The organism is Chryseobacterium lacus, assembly GCF_003336205.1.
Taxonomy (GTDB): Bacteria; Bacteroidota; Bacteroidia; order Flavobacteriales; family Weeksellaceae; genus Chryseobacterium_A; species Chryseobacterium_A lacus.
This window is the reverse complement of record NZ_QPIE01000001.1, coordinates 146,797-169,733: the sequence shown is the minus strand read 5'-3', so window position 1 is coordinate 169,733 and position 22,937 is coordinate 146,797. Positions and strand designations below refer to the sequence as shown.

At 39.3% G+C, this 22,937-nt stretch carries 23 protein-coding genes and 1 other RNA gene; 13 read left to right on the top strand and 11 right to left on the bottom strand.

The genetic code is table 11. From position 1 onward, the window contains the following. Nucleotides 1-8: 8 nt before the first annotated feature. On the bottom strand, nt 9-1,313 hold the full coding sequence (gene mgtE / locus DQ356_RS00805; RefSeq protein ID WP_114302807.1) for a magnesium transporter: 1,305 nt from the start codon (nt 1,311-1,313) through the stop codon (nt 9-11). A 98-nt stretch (nt 1,314-1,411) separates the two neighbouring features. Continuing rightward, a complete protein-coding gene (locus tag DQ356_RS00800; RefSeq protein ID WP_114302563.1) occupies nt 1,412-1,975 on the bottom strand; it encodes a pyruvate decarboxylase in 564 nt (187 codons plus the stop codon). Nucleotides 1,976-2,149: 174 nt separating this feature from the next. Between DQ356_RS00800 and rpsO the strand changes: the two genes are divergently transcribed. After that, nucleotides 2,150-2,419 carry a 30S ribosomal protein S15 gene (rpsO, locus tag DQ356_RS00795; protein WP_114302562.1) on the top strand — a complete coding sequence of 90 codons (270 nt, stop codon included), beginning with the start codon at nt 2,150-2,152 and terminating at the stop codon, nt 2,417-2,419. Between the two features lie 73 nt (nt 2,420-2,492). On the opposite strand, the gene DQ356_RS00790 is transcribed toward rpsO, so the two are convergent. Beyond that, complete coding sequence (locus tag DQ356_RS00790) at nt 2,493-4,508, bottom strand: M3 family metallopeptidase (RefSeq protein WP_114302806.1); 2,016 nt, start codon at nt 4,506-4,508, stop codon at nt 2,493-2,495. Nucleotides 4,509-4,649: 141 nt separating this feature from the next. Here DQ356_RS00790 and DQ356_RS00785 point away from each other — a divergent pair, with 141 nt between their 5' ends. The 6 genes from DQ356_RS00785 to rpoN all read left to right on the top strand — a co-directional run bounded on the left by DQ356_RS00785 (nt 4,650) and on the right by rpoN (nt 10,060). Then, the gene (locus DQ356_RS00785) at nt 4,650-5,099 is read left to right on the top strand and encodes a GreA/GreB family elongation factor (protein WP_114302561.1); all 450 of its coding nucleotides are present in this window, start codon (nt 4,650-4,652) and stop codon (nt 5,097-5,099) included. 68 nt (nt 5,100-5,167) lie between these two features. Continuing rightward, nucleotides 5,168-5,686 carry a nitroreductase family protein gene (locus DQ356_RS00780; protein ID WP_114302560.1) on the top strand — a complete coding sequence of 173 codons (519 nt, stop codon included), beginning with the start codon at nt 5,168-5,170 and terminating at the stop codon, nt 5,684-5,686. 87 nt (nt 5,687-5,773) lie between these two features. After that, on the top strand, nt 5,774-6,337 hold the full coding sequence (locus tag DQ356_RS00775; RefSeq protein WP_114302559.1) for a 30S ribosomal protein S16: 564 nt from the start codon (nt 5,774-5,776) through the stop codon (nt 6,335-6,337). 80 nt (nt 6,338-6,417) lie between these two features. Then, nucleotides 6,418-6,960 carry a ribosome maturation factor RimM gene (gene rimM, locus DQ356_RS00770; protein WP_114302558.1) on the top strand — a complete coding sequence of 181 codons (543 nt, stop codon included), beginning with the start codon at nt 6,418-6,420 and terminating at the stop codon, nt 6,958-6,960. A gap of 92 nt (nt 6,961-7,052) precedes the next feature. Further along, on the top strand, nt 7,053-8,501 hold the full coding sequence (gene asnS, locus DQ356_RS00765) for an asparagine--tRNA ligase (protein ID WP_114302557.1): 1,449 nt from the start codon (nt 7,053-7,055) through the stop codon (nt 8,499-8,501). Nucleotides 8,502-8,584: 83 nt separating this feature from the next. Beyond that, the gene (rpoN, locus tag DQ356_RS00760) at nt 8,585-10,060 is read left to right on the top strand and encodes an RNA polymerase factor sigma-54 (RefSeq protein WP_114302556.1); all 1,476 of its coding nucleotides are present in this window, start codon (nt 8,585-8,587) and stop codon (nt 10,058-10,060) included. 210 nt (nt 10,061-10,270) lie between these two features. Here the strand turns inward: rpoN and DQ356_RS00755 are convergent, their stop codons facing one another. Both DQ356_RS00755 and DQ356_RS00750 read right to left on the bottom strand, forming a co-directional pair. Beyond that, the gene (locus tag DQ356_RS00755; protein WP_114302555.1) at nt 10,271-10,966 is read right to left on the bottom strand and encodes a beta-carotene 15,15'-monooxygenase; all 696 of its coding nucleotides are present in this window, start codon (nt 10,964-10,966) and stop codon (nt 10,271-10,273) included. Then, nucleotides 10,959-11,453: an RNA polymerase sigma factor gene (locus tag DQ356_RS00750; RefSeq protein WP_114302554.1), complete on the bottom strand. Its 495-nt coding sequence runs from the start codon at nt 11,451-11,453 to the stop codon at nt 10,959-10,961. Before DQ356_RS00750 ends, DQ356_RS00755 begins: the two co-directional genes overlap by 8 nt. A 122-nt stretch (nt 11,454-11,575) precedes the next feature. On the opposite strand from DQ356_RS00750, the gene rnpB reads away from it, so the two are divergent. Next, an RNA gene (gene rnpB / locus DQ356_RS00745) (RNase P RNA component class A) lies at nt 11,576-11,895 on the top strand. Nucleotides 11,896-12,332: 437 nt separating this feature from the next. After that, the gene (locus tag DQ356_RS00740; protein WP_114302553.1) at nt 12,333-12,545 is read left to right on the top strand and encodes a hypothetical protein; all 213 of its coding nucleotides are present in this window, start codon (nt 12,333-12,335) and stop codon (nt 12,543-12,545) included. A 77-nt stretch (nt 12,546-12,622) separates the two neighbouring features. Here the strand turns inward: DQ356_RS00740 and DQ356_RS00735 are convergent, their stop codons facing one another. Continuing rightward, on the bottom strand, nt 12,623-13,036 hold the full coding sequence (locus DQ356_RS00735; RefSeq protein ID WP_114302552.1) for a DUF1573 domain-containing protein: 414 nt from the start codon (nt 13,034-13,036) through the stop codon (nt 12,623-12,625). Between the two features lie 123 nt (nt 13,037-13,159). Here DQ356_RS00735 and DQ356_RS00730 point away from each other — a divergent pair, with 123 nt between their 5' ends. The 4 genes from DQ356_RS00730 to DQ356_RS00715 are packed head-to-tail and all read left to right on the top strand — an operon-like array spanning nt 13,160 to nt 17,984. Further along, nucleotides 13,160-15,778: a valine--tRNA ligase gene (locus tag DQ356_RS00730; RefSeq protein ID WP_114302551.1), complete on the top strand. Its 2,619-nt coding sequence runs from the start codon at nt 13,160-13,162 to the stop codon at nt 15,776-15,778. Between the two features lie 52 nt (nt 15,779-15,830). Next, a complete protein-coding gene (locus tag DQ356_RS00725) occupies nt 15,831-16,469 on the top strand; it encodes a DUF4241 domain-containing protein (RefSeq protein WP_114302550.1) in 639 nt (212 codons plus the stop codon). A gap of 20 nt (nt 16,470-16,489) precedes the next feature. Further along, the gene (locus tag DQ356_RS00720; RefSeq protein WP_114302549.1) at nt 16,490-17,332 is read left to right on the top strand and encodes an alpha/beta hydrolase family protein; all 843 of its coding nucleotides are present in this window, start codon (nt 16,490-16,492) and stop codon (nt 17,330-17,332) included. A 4-nt stretch (nt 17,333-17,336) separates the two neighbouring features. Beyond that, nucleotides 17,337-17,984 (top strand): HD domain-containing protein, encoded by a 648-nt coding sequence (locus DQ356_RS00715; RefSeq protein WP_114302805.1) that lies wholly within the window; start codon nt 17,337-17,339, stop codon nt 17,982-17,984. A 16-nt stretch (nt 17,985-18,000) separates the two neighbouring features. Here DQ356_RS00715 and DQ356_RS00710 read toward each other — a convergent pair whose 3' ends face one another. The 5 genes from DQ356_RS00710 to DQ356_RS00690 are packed head-to-tail and all read right to left on the bottom strand — an operon-like array spanning nt 18,001 to nt 22,902. Further along, nucleotides 18,001-18,405 carry a hypothetical protein gene (locus DQ356_RS00710; RefSeq protein ID WP_126723213.1) on the bottom strand — a complete coding sequence of 135 codons (405 nt, stop codon included), beginning with the start codon at nt 18,403-18,405 and terminating at the stop codon, nt 18,001-18,003. A 19-nt stretch (nt 18,406-18,424) separates the two neighbouring features. Then, the gene (locus DQ356_RS00705) at nt 18,425-19,618 is read right to left on the bottom strand and encodes an efflux RND transporter periplasmic adaptor subunit (RefSeq protein ID WP_114302547.1); all 1,194 of its coding nucleotides are present in this window, start codon (nt 19,616-19,618) and stop codon (nt 18,425-18,427) included. 32 nt (nt 19,619-19,650) lie between these two features. Beyond that, on the bottom strand, nt 19,651-20,922 hold the full coding sequence (locus tag DQ356_RS00700) for an ABC transporter permease (RefSeq protein ID WP_114302546.1): 1,272 nt from the start codon (nt 20,920-20,922) through the stop codon (nt 19,651-19,653). Nucleotides 20,923-20,953: 31 nt separating this feature from the next. Then, entirely contained in the window at nt 20,954-22,186 is a 1,233-nt protein-coding gene (locus tag DQ356_RS00695) for an ABC transporter permease (RefSeq protein ID WP_114302545.1), read from the bottom strand. A gap of 23 nt (nt 22,187-22,209) precedes the next feature. Continuing rightward, on the bottom strand, nt 22,210-22,902 hold the full coding sequence (locus DQ356_RS00690; RefSeq protein ID WP_114302544.1) for an ABC transporter ATP-binding protein: 693 nt from the start codon (nt 22,900-22,902) through the stop codon (nt 22,210-22,212). Nucleotides 22,903-22,937 lie beyond the last annotated feature (35 nt).

Below are 22,937 nucleotides of genomic sequence, written 5' to 3'. Positions count from 1 at the left end.
TAGCTTTGTTAAAGAAGTTTTCCGGTAAGCAGCATGGCAGCAATGGTAAAATAAATGATAAGTCCGGTAACGTCCACCAAAGTAGCAACAAAAGGTGCAGACGAAGTAGCAGGATCCAGATTGAATTTTTTCAGAATAAAAGGAACCATAGAGCCTGAAAGCGTTCCCCAGAGAACGATCATCGCTAAGGAAACCGCAGCACTCAAACCAATGTAAAACCAATATTCACCATAGTCGAACCAGCCGAGTTTCTGCCAGACCATAATTCTCATAAAACCGAAAATTCCTAATAAACTTCCCAGAAAAAGACCTGTAATGACTTCTTTCCTCATCACCGTCCACCAGTCTTTCAGCGTTACTTCCTGAAGCGCCATCGCACGGATAATAAGGGTCGCAGCCTGAGATCCGGAGTTTCCGCCACTCGAAATAATTAATGGTATAAAAAGAGTCAGAACCACGGCTTTTTCAATTTCCACTTCATAATGTCCCATCACCGAAGCTGTAATAAGTTGCAGAAAAAAAAGGACAATAAGCCAAAACCCTCTTTTCTTTATCATCTCAAACCAATGAGTCTGAAGATAAGGTTCGTCCAGCGCTTCCATACCTCCGAATTTCTGAATATCCTCGGTATTCTGAAGTTCAATCTGATCCAGAATATCATCTATCGTTACGATTCCTACCAATACGCCGGATTCCGTAACAATAGGAAGAGCGTTTCGGTCGTATTTTTCGAAATACTGAACGGCATCTTCTTTTGAAGTAGTCGTGGTGATGGCAACATAATGGCTGTCGGTAAGATCTGATACAAGCTGATCTTCATCGGCCAATAAGAGATTTCGGATATCAAGATCATCAGTGAGCCGGTTGCGTTCGTCTACAACATACAAATAGTTGAGTGTTTCCACTTTCCGGCCTACTTTTTTGATTTGTTCAAAACAGCGTTTTACAGTCCATTCTTTACGAATCTGTATGTAATAAGGAGTCATCATCCTCGCAATACTGTCCTCGTGATAACCCAATAGTTTCAGCGCAATTCGGCGTTCCTGAGGATTGAGCAGGTTGATGGAATATTTAATCAGTTCATCGGGAAAATCTTCAAAAAGAATGGTTCTGTCATCCGGCGGCATGGCATTCAAAAGTTCAGAAACTTCTTCGCTGCCGATACTCCGTATAGTTTCTTCCTGAAAATTCGCATCTAAATGCGTGAATACATCTGCTTTATATTCTTTTGGAACTTTCAGAAAAGCCAACAGTCTTTCATCGGCGCGCAGTTCACTGAGCCGTTCAGCAATATCAGCCGCATTGAATACCATTTCTTTTGCTTCCACTGTTTTTCTTTAGGTGTTGCAAAAATAGCTGAAAATATCTAAACTGGAGAAGAGGTGAGCTGAGGTTTTTCCTCAACTGAAATTCAATTCGGAATTGTTTTCTGTTTTTTCAGATCTTTTACAAGGTTTTTTAGTACTCCATTTGTTCCTATTTTAATGGAATTTTCTGCAGATCCTAAAACTCTGGCTTTTCTGCGGAATGTATCATAAGTATTTTCAGAAAGCATATTTCCGTCGGCATCATACAATTTCATGCTCACTACTACTTGGCTGGAAAATACAAATTGCCCGATTCCGACTTTAAAAAACTTAACTTTCGGGACTACAGCGAAGTGTGCATTATTGTTTTTGCACATATCGCGAATCAGTTCGGCATCTGTATTTTCGTAGGAAATAGGCGTGTTCACCGTGAGAAGCGTGTGATTTCTTAATTTGGCGAATCTATCGGTGACAGCCGAAAAAAAAGAATCATAAGTTGCATCCTTTATTTCTTCGACATAAGGTGAAATCTCCGGAGCAAAATAAAGAATCGTCCTTTCCTCCATTTTTTCACGAAACGAATTCTTTTGTGGAACTTGGGCATCCAGATTTTTGCATGCTGTTACAAGGATCAACATGCTTAGAAAAATACTAACGGTTTTTTTCATGGTTATGATAATGTGCAAATTTACAGCCAATTCGGAAATTTATTATATAAAATTTAAGAAATATTTAACATTTTTTAAAAGGCTGTATTTGTAAGAATAAAAATGCTTTTGCGGGTTCATATTATTATTGTACTTTTGCACCTCGTTACATAATAATCATTAAATAATATTGGCATGTACTTAACATCAGAGAAAAAAGCGGAAATTTTCGCAAAACACGGAGGAAAAGCAGAAAACACAGGTTCTGCTGAAGGTCAGATTGCATTATTCACTTTCAGAATCAATCATCTTACAGGTCATTTGAAAGCAAATCATAAAGATTATGCTACCGAAAGATCGCTGGTGAAACTGGTAGGAAAAAGAAAAAGCCTTCTGGATTATCTTAAAAAGAAAGATATCACCCGTTACAGAGCAATCATTGCGGAATTAGGATTAAGAAAATAATCTTTCTGTGAAAAAATAAAGAGGCTGTCCGTAAAGATAGCCTCTTTTTTTTGGACTTTTTTCTAAAAAGTTCTTATCCAAAAGCTCTTTTCAAAAGGTTTTGGATTTTCGGTTCGCTTCCGCGGAAATTTTTATATAATTCCATAGGATCCTGTGTTCCGCCTGAAGCAAGAAGATTTTTAAACTTCGCAGCCAGATTTTCATTGAAAATTCCGTTTTCCTTAAAATACTGAAAAGCATCTGCATCCAAAACTTCAGCCCATTTGTAAGAATAATATCCCGCGGAATAACCTCCTTGAAAAATATGTGAAAAACTCGTGCTGGCAGCCGTTTCCGGATGAATAGGATAGAGATTGGTTGCTTTGGTTTTCTCGGTTTCAAATTCTTTAATATTGCTGATATTGCCCGGTTTTGTATGATAGGCCATATCCAAAAGCCCGAACCCGATTTGCCGCAAAGTCTGATAACCTTCCATAAAGTTTTTGCTTTCTGCTAATTTCCGGATTTTTTCATCTGGGAGAACTTCGCCCGTTTCATAATGTTTTGCAAAGGTTTTCAGGAATTCGGGTTCATAACAATAATTTTCCAGAAACTGGGAAGGCAATTCCACGAAATCCCATTTTACAGAAGTTCCTGAAAGCGTCGGATATTGAGTGTTTGCTAAAATACCGTGCAGGGCGTGGCCGAATTCATGAAAAAGCGTGGTCACTTCCTGAAAAGTGAGCAAGCTAGGTGTTTCTTTTGTGGCCGGAGTAAAGTTGCAAACAATGGAAATGTGAGGACGATGATTCCCGTTGTTTTTCTTGTATTGTTGGGTATAACTCGTCATCCATGCTCCTGCGCGTTTTCCTTTTCTCGGGTGATAATCGGTGTATAAAAGAGCCTTGTGATGGCCATTTTCTAACACTTCATAGGTTTTTACCTCAGGATGGTATTTCGGAATGTCATTTCTCTCCAGAAAAGTGAGCCCGAAAAGTTTTTCGGCCAATCCGAAAACTGCTTCTTCTACTTTGTTCAGCTGGAAATACGGTTTCAGTTCTTCATCATTCAAATCGAATTTTTGTTTTCTTAATTTTTCTGCATAATACGCATGATCCCAGATTTGCAGTTCTTCAATATGATCTTCTTTGGCCAATGTTTTCAGCTCCTCAATTTCTCTTTGAGCAAAAGGAGTGGCTTTTTCCAACAATTCATTCAGGAATTTTTGTACAGCGAGCGGCGATTTTGCCATTCTTTCTTCCAGAACAAATGCTGCATAATTTTCATAACCCAACAGTTGTGATTTTTCCTGCCGTAATGACACGATTTCTTTGATGAGTTCCTGATTGTCCCATGATTTCCCATCAAAAGATTTTTTTCCATTGGCTATGGTGAGTTCTTTTCTTAGTTCACGGTTTTCAGCATAGGTGACGGCGGGTAAATAACTCGGGTACTGAAGCGTAATCACGTATCCATCCAGATTTCTTTCCGCGGCTTCCTGAGTGTATTGTTCCAAAACAGCGTCGGGAATTCCTTTCAGTTTTTGTTTGTCAGTAATGTGAAGGAAATAATCATTGGTTGCAGCCAAAACATTTTGCCCGAACTGTAGCGATTTTACAGCAAGTTCCATGTTCAGTTTCTCCAGTTTTTTCTTGTCGCTTTCATTTAATAATGCGCCGCTGCGTACAAAACCTTTGTAGGTTTCATTCAGAAGCATTTGCTGCTCCGGGTTTAGTGCATATTGATTTCTTTGGTCAAAAACGGTTTTGATGCGTTCAAAAAGCGCTTCGTTCTGAGAAATTTTTGATGAAAATTCAGTGAGCATCGGCGAAACTTTCTGTGCGATATTTTGGATTTCATCATTGGTTTCTGCGGAATTAATATTGAAAAAAGTGCTGGAAACTACCTCCAGTTTTTCTCCGGAATAGGCCAGTGCTTCTATGGTATTTTCAAAAGTGGGAGATTCAGGATTTTCTGTGATTTCATTTATTTCCTGCTCTGCCTGAGCGATGAGTTCTTCAAAAGCTGGCAAATAATGTTCTTCGCGAATCTGTGGAAAAGGCACGGAATTATAAGGTGTAGAAAACCTCTGAGTAAGAATATTAGGCATAATCGTCATTTTAATATTAATCCGAATTTATTTCAAATGCTGTTCCTTTTCAAAATAAATATCCATATTGTCACAAGTGGAAAGAATTTAAAAAGGTTTGCTTTTTGATGAAGTTCAGGAACATGATAATGAATTAAAATTATGCTGACGGGTAACTATGACAAAATTAAGCTTAAGAATCACATCAATGATCTGATCTCAGGAAAAATAAAAACACTGGAGTTTTATCTCAATTTCACATTGGATGCCAGCAAAGACCTTAAAAAAACCGCTAAATACGACAGTTTTCGCGAGGAAATGCAGGAGGAAATTTATCATTTGGATAGAAGAATGGCCACCCTGAAAGCGATGCAACAGAAAATGAAAAAAGTTTCTACATCTGAAACGGGTTATGTTCAGTTGGGTTCTTTGGTGATCACGAATAAGGCGCGGTTTTATATTTCGGTTTCTCTGGGAGAATTTTTCTACGACGATGTCAGGTTTTACGCTATTTCCGAGGAAAGCCCGATGGCACAGATAATGAAAGGGAGGAAAACAGGCGAGGAATTTATTCTGAATAATATTCATCAGAAAATAGATAAAATTCTTTGATCAGGTAAGATTCGGTATTTTTAATATTTCGTTCCTTTGCTGAAAGGCGAATCAATCTCAAATCCGTTATGAAGAATTCAGAAATTTTAAAGCAAATCATTACTTCCCGAAGAAGTATTTTTCCAAAAGAATATTCCGAAACACCTATTCCAAAAGAAATTCTGGATGAAATTTTAAATTCCGCAGTGCTGGCGCCCAATCATAAAAGGACAAAACCCTGGCGTTTTAAAATTTTTGAAAACAATGAGAAACTCGAACTGGGAAAAGAATTGCAGCAGATTTATAAAAAAATAACACCCGAATTTCAGTTTCTGCAAAAGAAATATGATGACATTCTTTTTAAGGCTGAGAAGGCTGGAGCCATTATCACGATTGTAGTAGAATTCAGCGAACTGGTTCCGGAATGGGAAGAAATTGCAGCCACAGCGATGGCGGTTCAGAATATGTATCTCACCTGTACTGCTCACCAAATTGGTTGCTACTGGAGTTCTCCGAAACTGGTAAATTATCTGGAAAAAGCAGTTCAAATTCAGGAAAATCAACAATGTCTCGGCTTATTTTATATGGGGTCAGCTGTAAAAAAATAACAACAGTATTGTTGGCTTCCAAAAAATCCTTACATTTGCAGACTTAAAATATTAACCGGGGACGAGTTCCTCATAATTTCAAACAATATGTCAGTAAAAATCAGATTACAAAGACACGGTAAAAAAGGAAAACCTTTTTTCCACATTGTGGTTGCCGATTCCAGAACGAGAAGAGATGGTAGATTCATCGAAAAAATTGGAACATACAACCCGATCACCAATCCTGCGATTATCGAACTGGATGTAGATGCAGCTGTAAAGTGGCTGAACAATGGTGCACAGCCTACCGATACTGCCCGTGCAATCCTTTCTTACAAAGGTGCTCTTTTGAAAAAACACCTTCAGGGTGGAGTAGCGAAAGGCGCTTTCGATGAAGCTGAAGCAGAAAAAAGATTCAACGCTTGGAAGGAATCTAAAGAAAATGCAGTATTAGGCAAGAAGGATGGTTTACTAAAATCTAAAGAAGATGCTAAAAAAGCAGCTTTGGAAGCTGAAGCGAAAGTAAATGCTGACCGTATTGCTGCTAAAGAAGCACTACTTGCAGAAGAAAAAGCCGCTGAGGAAGCCGCAAACGCTCCTGCAGAAGAAGCCGCAGCAGAAGAAAATACAGAAGTTCCTGTTGCAGAAGAAGGAACTGAAGAGCAAGCATAAGCTGTTCACATACATGAAATAAGAATAGAGATACTTTTGGTGTCTCTATTTTTTTATATTATTTTCGTAAAAAAAGAATTGTGAAAAAAGAAGATTGCTATTTATTGGGGAAAATTACTCGCCGACACGGCCTCGCGGGAAATGTTGTATTGAAATTGGATACGGATCAGCCTGAATTGTACAATAAACTTGACAATATTCTCGTCGAAATCAATGGATTGCTGGTGCCTTTCTTTATTGAAAAACAACAATGGTCGAAGGAGGATACTAAGCTGATTTTCTTTAAAAATTCTACTGAAGCCATGGTTGATCAGGCGATAGGGCGTAATGTTTTTCTTCCGCTTTCCACTCTTCCTGTGCTCTCTGGGAACAGTTTTTACTATCATGAAATCATCGGATTTCGTCTGCTGGATGAGAATGATGTCGATTTTGGAGAAATACAATCAGTAAATGATCAAACTGCACAACATTATTTTGTGAACTTTCTCCATGGAAAACAAATCATCGTTCCCATCATCAAAGATTGGATTTTGGAGGTAAACAGGGAACAAAAAGAAATCAAAATGCAGCTTCCTGAAGGCTTACTGGAAGTATTTACTCAGCCTGTGATAAAAGACGAATAGCCTTTGCGTGCATGATGCTCTGAAGCAAATAGTCAGTGTTTTCACTCCAAATTCATAGGGAATTTCGTACTTTTGCGTTTTGATTGAAAGACATGAAAAAGATGATTATTAAGGAGCTTTTAGGTGATTACAAAAAGATTCTACACCACGATATTACCATTCAGGGTTGGGTTCGCGCATTCCGTTCTAACAGATTTATAGCTTTGAATGATGGTTCCACGATTCACAATCTGCAGATCGTAGTAGATTTTGATAAATTGGATGAATCGGTAATCAAAAACATCAAAACAGCTTCGTCTCTCAAGATTACCGGAGAAGTTGTGGAAAGTCAGGGTGCTGGACAAAGCATTGAAATATTGGCTAAAAAAATTCAGATTCTCGGCGATCATTTTACCGAGGACATGGAAAAAACCGTCCTGCAGCCCAAGAAACATTCATTAGAAGTGCTTCGCGAACAGGCACATCTTCGGTTCCGTACCAATCTTTTCGGTTCCGTTTTTCGAGTGAGAAGTGCAGTAAGTTTTGCTATTCATGAGTTTTTCCATAAAAATCATTTTTTCTATATCAATACGCCTATTATCACCGGAGCAGATGCAGAAGGTGCTGGCGAAATGTTTGGCGTTACCGCCTTTGATTTGAACCAAATTCCGAGAGACGAAAACGGAGAGGTGGATTATTCCGAAGATTTTTTCGGTAAAAAAACAAATCTTACCGTTTCCGGGCAACTGGAAGCAGAAGCTGCAGCCATGGGATTGGGAAGGGTTTATACTTTCGGGCCTACTTTCCGTGCCGAGAACTCCAATACAACCCGACATCTCGCCGAGTTCTGGATGGTAGAGCCGGAAGTGGCTTTCAATAATCTGGAAAATAACATTGACCTGGCGGAAGATTTCCTGAAATACATTATCGCTTACGTTTTGAAAAACTGCAAAGACGATCTTGAATTTTTAGACAAGCGATTTGCGGAAGAACAGAAATCAAAACCAGAAAAGGACAGAGCAAAAGAAGGCCTGATAGAAAAACTTGAAAATGTGATTCGCAAGCGTTTCAAAAGAGTTTCTTATACTGAAGCCATTGAAATCTTGATGAATTCTAAAGAGAATAAAAAAGGAAAATTCAAGTTTCCGGTGGAAGCCTGGGGTGCAGATTTGCAAAGCGAACACGAAAGATATCTGGTGGAAAAACATTTCGACGCACCTGTAGTACTTTTCGATTATCCTAAAGAAATCAAGGCTTTCTATATGCGTCTGAATGACGATCAAAAAACCGTTGCTGCAATGGATGTTCTTTTCCCGGGAATCGGCGAAATTATCGGAGGTTCGCAACGGGAGGAACGACTGAGTGTTCTTCAAGATAAAATGAAGGAAATGAATGTAGATGAACACGAGCTCTGGTGGTATCTTGACACCCGGAAATTCGGTTCAGTTCCGCATGCGGGATTCGGGTTGGGATTGGAAAGACTGGTGCTTTTTGTAACAGGAATGACCAATATCCGCGACGTAATCCCCTTCCCAAGAACACCTAATAGTGCCGAATTTTAAGAATCTTGTAATATTAAAAAGATAATTTGTAATTTAGGGATATAATTAACGGCTAATTTTGCGCCGTAACCATTTGAAAGACTATGCTGAAACAAAACTTGCAACTGAAACTCGGACAAAAACTGGCTCCTCAGCAAATACAGCTGATGAAGCTAATACAGTTGCATACACTGGAGTTTGAAGAGGAACTGGAACGTGAGTTGGAGGAAAATCCCGCATTGGAACGTGCTGCAGAAGAAAAAGAAGATGATTACGAAGAACCCGTGGGTGATTTTGAAGATGAAGGAACCGAAAATATCGATACAGATTTTAATGTAGAAGAATATATTTTTGATGATGAACCGAGCTATAAAACGGCTTCCAATAATTATTCCGCAGATGATGAAGAGTTTGATAATGAAAGCCTGCTCACTGAAGGACAATCATTGTACGATTATCTTCTGGAACAGATCCGACTCATCAATATTGAAGAAGAAGACCGGAAAATTGCAGAATATCTCATCGGAAATCTGGATACAGACGGCTATCTCAGAAGAGAATTAAAATCCATTGTAGACGATCTTGCTTTTTCCGTAGGACTTTATACAACCACTGAAAAATTGGAGGAAATCCTTGAAAATTATGTTCAGAAACTCGATCCTCCCGGTGTTGGTGCCAGAAATCTTCAGGAATGTCTGTTGCTCCAGATCGAGAAAAAAGTAAGCGCAGACAAAGCAGTTACTTTGGCAGCACAAATTCTACGAAATCAGTTTGATGCGCTTACCAATAAGCATTACAACAAAATCATGCAGAAATATGATGTGGATGAGGAAGATCTGAAAGATGCTTTGGAAGAAATTTCAAAACTTTCGCCCAGAGTTGGCGGTAATTTCGATACTCAAACCATCACCATCAATCAGGAAATTATCCCCGATTTTATTATTCAGGTGAAAGAAGGCAAGACAGGGAAACCAGAGGTGATTCCTCTGTTGAACAGTAAGAATGCACCTACACTTCGCGTTTCGGATGAGTACAAAGAGATTCTTACCACCTATTCTCACGACAAAAATTCAGCTGAACATAAGCAGGCGGCATTGTTCATTAAACAGAAATTAGATGCAGCAAAATGGTATATTGATGCGATTAATCAAAGGCAAAATACCCTGTTGCAAACCATTACAGCCATTGTGAAACTTCAGAAAGACTACTTCATCACTGGCGATGATAAATCACTGAAACCGATGATTCTGAAAGATGTCGCTGATATTACTGGATTCGACATTTCAACAATTTCAAGAGTAGTAAAAAGTAAATATGCTGATACACCAAACGGAATTGTTTATCTGAAAAACCTCTTTTCGGACAGCTTAACCAACGATGACGGAGAAGAAGTTTCCACCAAAGAAATAAAAATGCATCTTCAGGAAGCTATTGAGAAAGAGAACAAACGGAAACCGTATACAGATGATGCATTGGTCGGAATTCTGAAAGAAAAAGGCTATAATATTGCCCGAAGAACGATTGCCAAATACCGGGAACAACTCAGTATTCCTGTGGCGCGGCTGAGGAAAGAATTGTAAATCCTAAATAAAAAAATCCTTCGTTATTACAGCGAAGGATTTACTTTATTCATCATAAAGTTCTTTCTCCTGAAAATACAACCTGAAGCCAGCAACTGTTTGTAAAAGTTCCGTTAACTACATCACCATTTTTATTTCCTTTTTTCGTATCGCTTGAGTCAATTGAATCAGAACTCCGCGTTGTCTTTAGAGAGAAAAAAGATGGAATTATCAAAGGTAAAGTTCTCCATTGGTTTCGTTGTTTTGTTCAATATCCTTCAGCTGTTTCAAATTTCTGCCCAGTCTTTTGTTGATAATGCCATACACCACTCTGTAATAAATCCAGATGAGAACTCCCGTAAGCAATGTGGTGATCATCAAGCCGGTGATAAAACCGATAAAAGTCGGATGATCCATCTGTACCTTCTGGTCAGACATGGTTTTCAGAATGAAGAAAGTTAATGCAGCTGTGAAAACAACCAGCAGAAAAATATTAGTGAAAATAAAGAGATTCACCGTTTTCCGGAAACTGATAATCTGAAGAATGAACTTTTTCATACTTGCTTCTACGTGTATCTTTCTGTAGCTCAGGTAAAACCTGATCACAAAAAACAGGGTTACCACGAGACTCAGTATTTTCAACGTAAAATACAACAGAGAGAAATCGCTTTCCAATTCTTCAGTTTTTCGGATTCCCAACCTCGTCATGATGTTTAGAAAGCTGTTGGTATCTTCATTTTTCAATATGTAAGAAACGCTGATTCCCAGAAACAACAGGAACTCGGCAGCACTGATCCAAAAAATATATTTCACATAATTGCGTGATTTTTTGTTCAGCATTTCCGAAATTTCGCTGTCACGGTATTTTGGCAGAACTTCCTGTTCCTGCCATGTTTTTTTAATGGTATCTAAATCGAATTCAGGCATGTTTTTCCATCAGTTCTTTTAGTGTTTTTTTTAGCCGGTTCATCTTCACCCGTGCATTTACTTCGCTGATTCCCAGGTTTTCAGCAATATCACGGTACGGAAGATCGTCCAGATACATCATCACAATAGCCCGTTCTACTCTTGGCAGCATTTTAATGACTTTATACAGCAGGGAAACTTTTTGCTGTTTCTCATCATCATCTTCTATGAAATCTTTATGATGAAAATCTTTCAGTTCATCAGTTTGGGGAGATCTGGTTTTTTTTCGGAACAGGGTAATAGCGGTATTGAGTGCTACTCTGTACATCCATGTAGATATTTTACTTCCTCCTTTGAATGTGTCGTAGCTGCGCCACAATTGTAACACGATTTCCTGAAAAAGATCTTCTTCGTCCTCCAGCGTGTTGGTGTAGAGACGGGAAACCTTGATAATCAACCCTTGATGTTCTTTAATGAGTTGGGAAAATTCTTTTTCTTTGGAAACCAATTATTTATTTTTCAGAAAACGAAGATAAAAAATAACAGATATGAAAACAATGATTGAATAAGTTTTTCTAAAATTCCAATGCGAAATAGTATTAATTGGAAGAATATGTATCTTTGCAGTCATAAGAAATCCGGCCTGTTGATGCTTTTTTTGCAACCGCAGAAAAAGGGTAGGAAAGTCCGGACACCGCAGGGCTGCATAGCGGATAACGTCCGCCCGTAGTGATACGAGGACCAGTGCAACAGAAAGAATGTACAGTTCGGCTGTAGTGAAACCAGGTAAACTCTATGTGGTGCAATGATAAGTATATCGGCAATTAAGGGCGGCCCGTCCAATGCCGAGGGGTAATCAGCTCAAGTTTTGCAGCAATGTAAAACACAGATAAATAACAGGCATCCCGGCAACGGGAGAACAGAATCCGGCTTACAGGGTTTCTTATGTTTTTTCGCGATTATTGTGCTACAGGAGTGCCAACCCTTGTAAAACAGCATTCTTTTTCTATTGCTGTCAGCCTTCCTTCTGTGCTGTTTACGTTCCGTGCATTTTTGTAACCATTACCAACAGTAATCTTTAATCCTTTTTATTATACTTGTATTGCAGTTGTATTACAATTGTATTGGACTTAGGAGCAGGTTACCTACCTTGACCCTGCCTAGAAGTATACGCTAAGTATCTGTATGTAATTTGTAAGAATGCCTAATGCTATACCTGATGGATTCCTTTAGAGGAAATAAAATCCGCAATGGGGGTTTAGGCCTTGTATTATTTACAACCGGCAGAGCAATTCCTGCTCTGCCTTTTCTAATTTTTTAATAATGAATATAATGAATAATACCAATTTATTTTGAAGAGTTCGATGAGCGAAGCCGGGAAACTCTTATGGGATACAAAGATTCCTTTTTGGATTTTACGAGTTTAGAAAACCGAGGAATTGTAAATATGGAAGAGACTACCAGCAGCAGAACAGTGCTTGGCGAAACCATCAGAGGAATTAACAATATAAGTCCACTTGCAAGAGTTAAGTTTTTTAATCAGACTTCTGAAGAAATTTTCAGGAAATATTTTCCGGATGACAATGATATACTACAATAAATACTACTATATGAAAATGGAAAAACCGCTCCTAAGGAAGGAACGGTTGTGTTTCTCAGTCCGATAAAACTGCTTGATTATTTTCCTTTTTTTGGTGCTGATGCTTTCACAGCTACGGCATCTGCAGCATTCGCATCTACATTTCCTTTGATGTGGATTACAGATCTGCTGTTTACAGGATCATTAGTGAAAACTTCAATCATTTTCTGGAAAGGACCCGGTGTGGTATTATAATGAACTTTGATCTGTCCGGTTTTTCCTGGCAAAATGGGTTCTTTGGACCAGTCAGGTGTAGTACATCCGCAGCTTGGCTTTACGTTGGAAATAATTAAAGGTTTATCACCAGTATTCTTCACAACAAAAACTCTGTTGCCATCAGAACCTGGTTTAATAGTACCATAATCTAATACCGTATTGTCAAAGGAGATCGTTTGAGCTGAAGCCAAGGCTACTGTTCCTAAAATTGCAAAACCTGCAAGTAATTTTTTCATATTGTTCGATGTTTTATAAAATGTTGGATTGTATTGAAAAAGCAAAGTTAAAAATATTTTTAAATACAGACCGAAATTTTCTTTTGCCTATTTTTGCAAAAATAAAGCCAAAAAGAAAGTCGTATGCAGATTTCAGATAAATATAATCCCAAAGATACAGAATCCCGCTGGTATAGCTATTGGATGGAAAATAATTATTTTCATTCCGTTCCCGACGAAAGGCCGCCTTACACCATTGTGATTCCTCCGCCCAACGTAACCGGAATTCTGCACATGGGCCACATGCTAAACAATACAATTCAGGATGTGTTGGTAAGAAGAGCAAGAATGCAGGGTTTCAACGCTTGTTGGGTCCCCGGAACCGACCACGCTTCTATTGCGACCGAAGCCAAAGTAGTAGCTAAACTGAAATCTGAAGGAATTAACAAAGCCGATCTTTCCAGAGAAGAATTCCTGAAACATGCTTGGGAATGGACAGATCAGTACGGCGGAACTATATTGGAACAGCTGAAAAAACTTGGCGCATCCTGCGATTGGGACAGAACGCGTTTTACCATGGAACCAAAAATGTCTGCTCAGGTCATTAAATCATTTGTGGATTTGTATCGGAAAGGACTCATCTACCGCGGACACCGGATGATTAATTGGGATCCTGAAGCAAAAACCAATATTTCTGATGAAGAAGTTATTTTTAAAGAACAGAACGGAAAGCTTTATTATTTAAAATATAAAATTGAAGACAGCGAAGAGTTTATTTCTGTTGCTACCACACGTCCGGAAACTATTTTTGGAGATACCGCCATTTGTGTGAACCCTCAGGATGAAAGATACCTGCATTTAAAAAACAAAAAAGTCATCGTTCCTGTTGTGGGAAGGGTTATTCCAATTATTGAAGACAATTATGTTGATTTGGAATTCGGAACCGGTGCGCTGAAAATTACGCCTGCGCACGACATTGCCGACTACGAAATCGGACAGAAACATAATTTGCAAGTTATTGATTCTCTGGATGATGCCGGTAACTTGAACGAGCACGGAATGCATTACGCAGGCAAAAACCGTTTCCAAGTTAGAAAACTGATAGCCAAAGAATTAGAGGAAAAAAATCTTTTGTTAAAAGCCGAAGATTATATCAATAAAGTAGGAACTTCCGAGAGAACGGGCGCCGTTATCGAACCGAAACTTTCTGTTCAGTGGTTTTTGAAAATGAATGATCTGGCGAAACCAGCTCTGGATATCGTGATGAAAGATGAGGTAAGGTTTTATCCCGAAAAATTTAAAAATACCTACAAATACTGGATGGAAAACATCCGCGACTGGAATATTTCCCGACAGCTTTGGTGGGGACAGCAGATTCCGGCGTATTATTTTGGCAATGGAGAGGATGACTTTGTAGTAGCAGAAAACAGGGAAGAAGCCCTGATTTTGGCAAAAGAAAAATCGGGAAATGTTGAACTTTCCATGGATATGCTTCGTCAGGATGAAGATGCGCTGGATACATGGTTTTCTTCCTGGCTATGGCCGATGTCGGTTTTTGATGGAATATTGGATCCGGAAAATAAAGATATTCAGTACTATTATCCAACTTCTGATTTGGTGACAGGACCCGATATTATTTTCTTTTGGGTAGCCAGAATGGTGATGGCCGGACTAGAATTCCGAAACGAAATTCCTTTTAAAAATGTTTATTTCACAGGAATTGTAAGAGATAAGCAGCGAAGAAAAATGTCGAAATCGCTTGGGAATTCTCCGGATCCGCTGGAATTGATTGACAAATATGGTGCAGATGGCGTTCGGGTCGGAATTTTATTGAGCTCCGCAGCCGGAAACGATCTTCTTTTCGATGAAGATCTGATGTTGCAAGGAAGAAATTTTGCCACAAAAATATGGAACGCTTATCGTTTGGTTCAGGGTTGGGAACGGGATAAAAATGTTCCGGCTCAACAGGCGGATCTGCAAACCATCGTTTGGTTTGAAAACCAGATGAACAAAACCATAGAAGAAATCGAAGATCAGTTCGCGAAATTCCGTATTTCGGATGCGTTGCATTTAATTTATAAACTCATTTGGGACGATTTCTGTTCTTGGTATCTGGAAGCGGTAAAACCAGCGTATGGAATGCCAGTCTCTGAAGAAGTGTACGGAAAGACGATTGCGTTTTTTGAAGAATTAATGAAACTTCTGCATCCTTTCATGCCTTTTCTTACAGAAGAATTGTGGCAGAATATCGCAGTAAGAACACCGCAGGAAGCTCTCATCATTGCTCAGCAAAAACAGAGAAGCGATTTCAGTTCGGAAACCATCAAAAATTTTGAGATTTCCAAAGAAATTATTTCGGGAATCAGAAATTATCGACAGAGCAAAGGAATTTCGCCAAAGGATAGAGTAGAGATTTTCACCAATGCGGCTCAGTTTCCTAACGATTCCGTGATTAAAAAACTGGCTAATGTTTCTGCAATTCATTATACTCAGAAAACGGAGAAACCAAGTTTTACCTTCTTGGTTGGCGCAACAGAAATTTCAGTTCCATTCAGTGAACATCTTGATTTAGAAGAAGAAAAAGCGAAAACTGAAGAAGAAATAAAATATCTGAAAGGATTTTTAATCAGTGTAGAGAAAAAGCTGTCGAATGAAAAATTTGTCAGCGGAGCGCCCGTTCAGGTCGTGGAAAATGAAAGAAAGAAACAAAAAGATGCATTAGAAAAAATAGCTCTGCTGGAAGCGAAAATGAATTCTTTTTAATTTAAAATTCAATAAATCTAAAATCGGTGGAAATCCGAAATTTCATCCAGAAATGAAACATATCGAAAACATCCAAAAAATGTTCAGCAAAAGTTTTGTTGAAAATCCGTTGGTGGAAAGTTTTGAAGCCGGAAAAATTCACCTGCCGACCGGAAAACTCGTCGCCTGCGATCCGCTGATTACGCGGGATATGAATTCCTTTTTGGTTCAGTTTCCCATTGGTGAATTTCCGGTGCTGATTCACAAAGAACGACAAAGCCATTGTGTGGCGTATGTGGAAGTGGTTTTCCGGAATGAATTTGTTGATTATTGGGAAATGGCTCTCACCGAAGGTCAGGAAATCCGACAACTGAAAGCTGGGGAAATCTTCGGTTATCCTGTGGAAAGTGGAATGGGATGTTTGATGGATGTAAAAGTTCAGGAAAGCCTGAATCGTTTGGAAGACCGATTGTATCAGCGCAAAGGAGCAGATTTCAAAGGAATTTATGAAGAGTTCTTTCATCATCATTTCTTTGATGAAAACGGCGCTATCGATCAGTTTGCCTATTTGAAACCTGCAGAAGATGATGAAGCCGGACTCTTTGCTTTTGAAACTGGATATGGCGAAGGTTTTTATGCCAGCTATATTGGTTTTGATCAACATCAAAATCCTGTTAAAATCGTTACGGAATTTATAGAAATCCTGAACTGATCTGTTTGAATGAATCCTCAATGAAAGCAGTTTCGTTACAGACTTCGGATGGTTTTGAACTCTCAGGTCATTTGTTTGAACCTGAAAATCCGAACGGAAAAATAGTTGTCGTAAACTCAGCGACGGGCGTGAAACAGCAGATTTATTTTGCATTTTCTGAATATCTGGCGCAATTTGGATATACCGTTATCACTTACGATTACCGTGGAATTGGTAAGTCGAAACCCGAGAAGTTGAAAGGTTTCCAGGCATCCATGCGAATTTGGGGAACGCAGGATTTCAAAGCGGTGACGGATTATATTCAGTACCATTTTCCACATTACAAAAAATATGCAGTAGGACATTCGGTTGGCGCGCTCATTTTAGGAATGAACAAGGATTCCCAGAAGTTTGAAAAATTCATTTTTGTGGGAACTCAAAAAGCTTTTGTTGGCCATCTGAATGTTCAGACAAAAGCTTTGGCTTACCTAGGTTTTGGTGTGTTACAACCTGTTATTACCCGGATTTTCGGTTATTTTCCTGCTCAATATTTTGGTTTGGGCGAAAGTTTGCCTTCAGGTTCGGCGAAAGACTGGCGCACTTTAATTTTAAATAAAAAATCGACCAATAAACTTCTTGAAAAAATCAATGAAGAGTATTCCAGAATTTTAAATCAGGAAGTTCTCGTTATTCGGGCAGAGGATGATACCTGGCTCACCGATAAGGGCGTGAAAAAACTGATGTCCGAAACGTATCCTGCGATGAAACCTGAGTATAGATTGATGCGCACTGTTGAAAGCAAAAAAAGAACCATCGGTCATGTCAATTTTTTCCGAAGCTACAACCGGGATTTATGGAAAGTAATTGCTGATTTTATTTCCTGAAATGATGAATGAAATACTACAACAAACCGCATTTTTTGTAAAAGAAAAACTTCAGAATGCAGAAGCCGGCCACGATTGGTCTCACACGGAAAGGGTCTGGAAACTGGCAAAACAAATCGCTTCCACAGAAATTTGTAATCAAGATGTTGTGGAACTCGCTGCTTTGTTGCACGACATTGCCGATCCTAAATTTCATCATGGAGATGAAACCGCAGCTTTGAAAATCGCAAATGAATTCTTGTCGGGAAGAGAAGTTTCCTCGGAGATTATTGATCAGATTTTGTTTATCATTCAGCATCAGTCCTTTAAAAATAGGAAAGAAATTCCGTCTGAAATTCCCATTGAAATGAAAATTGTACAAGATGCAGATAGATTGGATGCAATGGGAGCGATCGGAATTGCGCGGGCTTTTCATTTCGGAGGTTTTAAAAACAACCCGTTGTACGATCCGGAAATTCTTCCCAAGATGAACATGACGAAGGAAGAATATAAAAAATCAGCCGGAACTACCATCAATCATTTTCATGAAAAATTATTGTTGCTGAAAGATTTGCTGCACACCCAAAAAGCAAAAAACATGGCCGAAGTGCGCCATGCTTTTATGCTTCATTTTCTGGAACAGTTCCTGAAAGAATGGAATGGAGAAATATAATGTATCGGTCAAATATTTATTTCTTAAAAAGGATAATTTTGAATTTTTTGTTCTTTAACATTTCTTCCCGATACAGTTTCTTGCCTTTAATTTCAAAAACCTCATCTTCGCCACAAATTTTACCTTTGGCATATTTCTCCACCTGATTCAAACTATCAATAGCCATTCTTTTCTCCCGGCATTTCAGTATTAATTCGTTATTTCTTACAGTCCATGTTCCTTTTGCAATCTGCGCGCAGGTGGAATAAACATACTCGCCGTTTTCCTGAAGTTGTAAATTGAGATCCAGCGCATAAGCTCCATGTCGCAATGAATTTAACGTGGAACGTTCGGGCGAGGAATATTCGCCAATCACCGAATCCTGACTTTTTGTCTGGCAAAACAGCAGCATAAACAGTAAGGAAAGTGAAAAGGCCTTCATGAAATTATTTTTTCTTGTATTACTTTTTCTGTTCCTTCAGTGCTTCTTTGTCTTTATCGCTTGGGTTCCAGACTTTTACTTCTGCGTCTTTGTCGATTCCCGAAAGGATCTGAACATGAATGCCATCGCTGGCTCCTAATTTTACAAATGCTATTTTGAAACTTCCGTCCGGTTGTTTTACTTCTACAAAAGGCGTGTCTTTTCCGTTTTTCTTTTCATACTGAATCAGAGATTCTTCCAGGAGTAATGCGTTTTTTTGTGAACTGAGGACAATTTCTCCGTTGGCAGAAAATCCGGCGCGGATGTATTCATTATCCGGATTGAAAACTTCGCCTTCCACAGGGAATTTGATGGTTCCACTCACGTCTTTTCCTTTGGGTGCAATCATGGTGAGCCTTCCCGGAAATTTCTTGTTTTGCAACGCTCCGATCACGATATTCATGTTCATCCCTTCTTTCAGTTTTCCTGCCTGCGCTTCATCAATTTCTCCTTCAAAAATTAAAGAATTCAGATTTGCAATAGAAGCAATGGTAGTTCCGGAATTGAACGAATTGGCTTCTATCACCTGGCTTCCCACTTTTACGGGAACTTCCAGAACAGTTCCGTTCGCTTTGGAACGAATTTGTGTGGTGGCCAATCCCTGAAGTTCAGGAGTGACGCCGGTTCTCGCAATTTGCAAACTTTTTTGAGCGGTGCTCAATTGCTGTCTCGCATTTTTCAGTTGGATTTGCGCCGATTGAAGTTGTTGCTGAGCAGTGAGAAATTCCTGTCTGGAAATAACGCCTTGATTGTAAAGATTTTGCTGCATTGCAAATTGCTTTTGCTGCGTTTCGAGGTTCATACTGGCGTTGCTGATTTGCAATTGTGCGTTATTGATTTCTTGTTGTGCAGCATTCACATTCTGAACATTCGGTACAATTCTGATGGTGGCCACCAACTGTCCAGCGGTTACCTGATCGCCTTCATCTACCAATATTTTATCGATAATTCCAGACATGTTCGGTTTGATCTCAATTTCTTCCCTAGGAACAATTTTCCCTGTCGCCATTACTTTGTCTTCCATGTTTTCTACCACAGGTTTTTTGGTGAGGAAAATTTCGCTTTTTGCAGAATTGGACTGTATCAGATAGCCAATTCCCGAGAAAAGCCCAAATGCCAGCAACAGTGCGAGAAAGATGTAAATTGCTTTCTTAAAAGTGAACTTCTTTTTCATATAATTTTTTAGTTTTATTTTAAATTTACTATTTATTCAGATCTCAATGCTTCTATTGGCCGGATTTTAACCGCACGCTGGGCCGGAATCATTCCCACAATCAATCCAAGAGTTACCATCACTGCCATGGCGGAAAAAACATTGCTGTAATCCACCGTTGGATTATAAAACGGGAATTCGTCTTGATTTTTAGTAGCGGCATCCAGGATCATTAACAGAGTAATGCCGAAAATAAATCCTAACATTCCCGAAGTAAGAGTGATGACTACACTTTCCAGCAGAATTTGATTTCGGACTTCTGCGGGTTTGGCGCCGATAGCTCTTCTGATACCGATTTCCTTGGTTCGTTCTTTTACGGTAATCAGCAAAATATTTGAAATGGCAATAACCCCTGCAAGAATGGTGAGCGTTCCTACAACAATGGTCAATAGTTGCATTCCGCTGAGAAATCCTGTAAGTTTTGCGAATTCTTTACCCAGATTAAAACTTCCGTAAGCGTTGGAATCATCCGGGGAAACATTGTATTTTTTTCGGAGTTCGGCTTTTGCTTTTTCTTCTACCAAATTTACATCAGCATCGGGTTTGCTAACGATGGCAAAATATCCCACTTTATCACCGTCATTATACATTTTGGTAAAAGTGGAAAGCGGAATATAAGCCGATTGGTCGTTTTCCATTCCGCCGCCTTCTCTTTTTACCCGGAAAACACCAATGACATTGAAAAAAGTACCTTTTACATTCACGGATTTCCCCAGTGGATTTTCATTTTTTTTATGATCGAAAAAGTTTTTATAAATCTCTTCTCCGATGACGATGACATTTTTATTGCCCGAAACATCCGCATCGTTAATGTACCTTCCGTAAATCAGTTTTTTCTCTGAAATTTTATTGCCGATAGGATAATCGCCATTTAGAGTATAAGTGGCAGTTTTTCCGTTTCTGGACATCTGTTCGCCGGCGCTTCCGAAATTTCCTCTTGAGTTTTGCGGTGAAATATAATCGATTTCAGGAATTTTCTTTTCCAGAAGTTCCATATCGCTCAGGTGCATATTCATCTGTCTTCCTTTGGGAAAACCGGCGTATGGAATATTCGTATTCTGTGCCCACATAAAAATAGAGTTGGTTGCAAAACCCGAGAACAGTTTGTTGAAGCCGTTTTCCATTCCTTTGGCAGCACCCAGTAATGAGACATAGAGAAACATTCCCCAGGCAACACCAATCATAGTTAGAAAGGTGCGGAGTTTGTTTTTCTGCAACGAATGGTAGATTTCCTGCCAGGTATCTTTTTTGAAAATGATGTTCATGATGTCATTCTTTATAAATTCACTTTCTCCATCATTCTGAGCGCAGCGCTTCTATTGGTTTTATTTTACTTGCCCGGTATGCGGGAACAAAACCTGCAATAAGTCCGGACATAATGAGGCAGAAAAATGCAGCCAATATAATTCCCCAGCCCACACTCGGATCCAAGATAAAATATTTTTCCAGACTATCGCCGATTAAGGAAAGAGTGAGTACGCCTAATCCTACTCCGATAAGACCGGAAATCAGGGTGATAATAATACTTTCCTGAATGATAAGGCCTACAATACTCGACGGTTTTGCGCCGATGGCTTTCCTTACTCCGATTTCCTGAGTTCTTTCTTTCACAATATACACCATGATATTGCTGATTCCAATAATTCCCGCCAATAACGTTCCCATCCCGATGAATCCTACAATAAGCGTTAAGATAAACATAAACTGGAAGGTGTCCCCAAGGTTCTTCGCATTATTACGAACGATGATGGCATTTTCGTCATCGGGAGAAACTTTGTGTTTGGCTTTCAGTTGTTTCTGGAGTTCATCACTATATTTCAAAGCTTCTGCGGGTGAAAGGATTTGATTATAAGTGATATAAATTCTGTCCAGCGAATCGGATCCTTTTTTCATTTGCTGAAGGGTGGTAATAGGAATTGAAATCATACGTTCTTCCCAATCGCCGCCGCCTTCATCGGAAAACACTCCAATTACTTTGAACATGGTTCCGTTAATGTTGAGGTCTTTTCCTATCGGGCTTCCGTCTTTTATAAGGTCTCGCTGTACCATCCTGCCAATCACGGCCACGTTCAGTCTTCGATCCAAGTCTCCGGGACTGATATATCTCCCATTGGTCATTTTTCGATTTTCGATGTAAATTTCTTCACCCGTAGTACCGCTGATTTGGTAGAAGCCGCTTTCTTTGCCGTATTTTACAAGATAGCTTGCGTTATTTCTCGGTGCTGAATATTCTATTTTTTCAGGATCTGAGGCTAATATTTCTTCATAATCTTCATTGCGGAGTGTTACACTTCGGTTTTCCTGAAGCCCGGCATACGCAATAGAAGTTTTTCCTGTGAAAATAGAAACAAGATTCTGGGCATCGCGTGCAAATCCCTGGGTAAAAGCATTTTGAAGACCTGTTCCGATCCCGAAAAGTACAATGAAAATATACAATCCCAAAGCCACTGTAAAACCGGAAAGTACAGTTCTCAGTACATTACTTCGTATGGATGCGAATATTTCCTGCCAGCGGTCGATGTCAAACATGGTGTATGATCTTTTCTTAATATTTAGCTGAGTACACGCTGCTCAATATATTGGTCACTTTCAATAATGCCGTCTTTCAAAAGAACATTCCGTTTGGTTTCTGCAGCTACATCAGGTTCATGGGTGACGACAATAATCGTTTTTCCTTCACGGTTAATTTCCTGAAGAAGTTTCATAATATCATGGGTGGTTTTGCTGTCTAATGCTCCGGTGGGTTCATCAGCAAGAATAACTTTCGGGTTTGTGACGAGTGCTCTTGCGATGGCAACCCTCTGTTTCTGTCCTCCGGAAAGTTCATTGGGCAAATGTCCTGCCCATTGTGCCAGGCCTACTTTTTCCAGATATTCCATGGCTTTTTGGTTTCGCTCTTTTCTAGCTACATTTTGATAATAGAGCGGAAGCGCAACATTTTCCAGTGCGGTTTTATAACTGATAAGATTGAACGACTGAAATACAAATCCCAAAAACCGGCTTCGGTATTCTGCGGCTTTGGTTTCTGAAAGATGTTCTATGGGAATGCCGTCTAACTCATACGTTCCGCTGTCTTTTTCGTCCAGAATACCGATGATATTTAAAAGCGTAGATTTTCCGGAACCGGAACTTCCCATGATGGAAACAAATTCCCCTTCCCCGATTTCCAGATTTATGCCTTTCAAAACATGCAGCTTGCTTTTACCGGTATCGTAGGATTTATGCAGGTCTTTAATTGTTAACATGGAGCGGAAAATTTGATAGTTGAAAGATAAGTCTT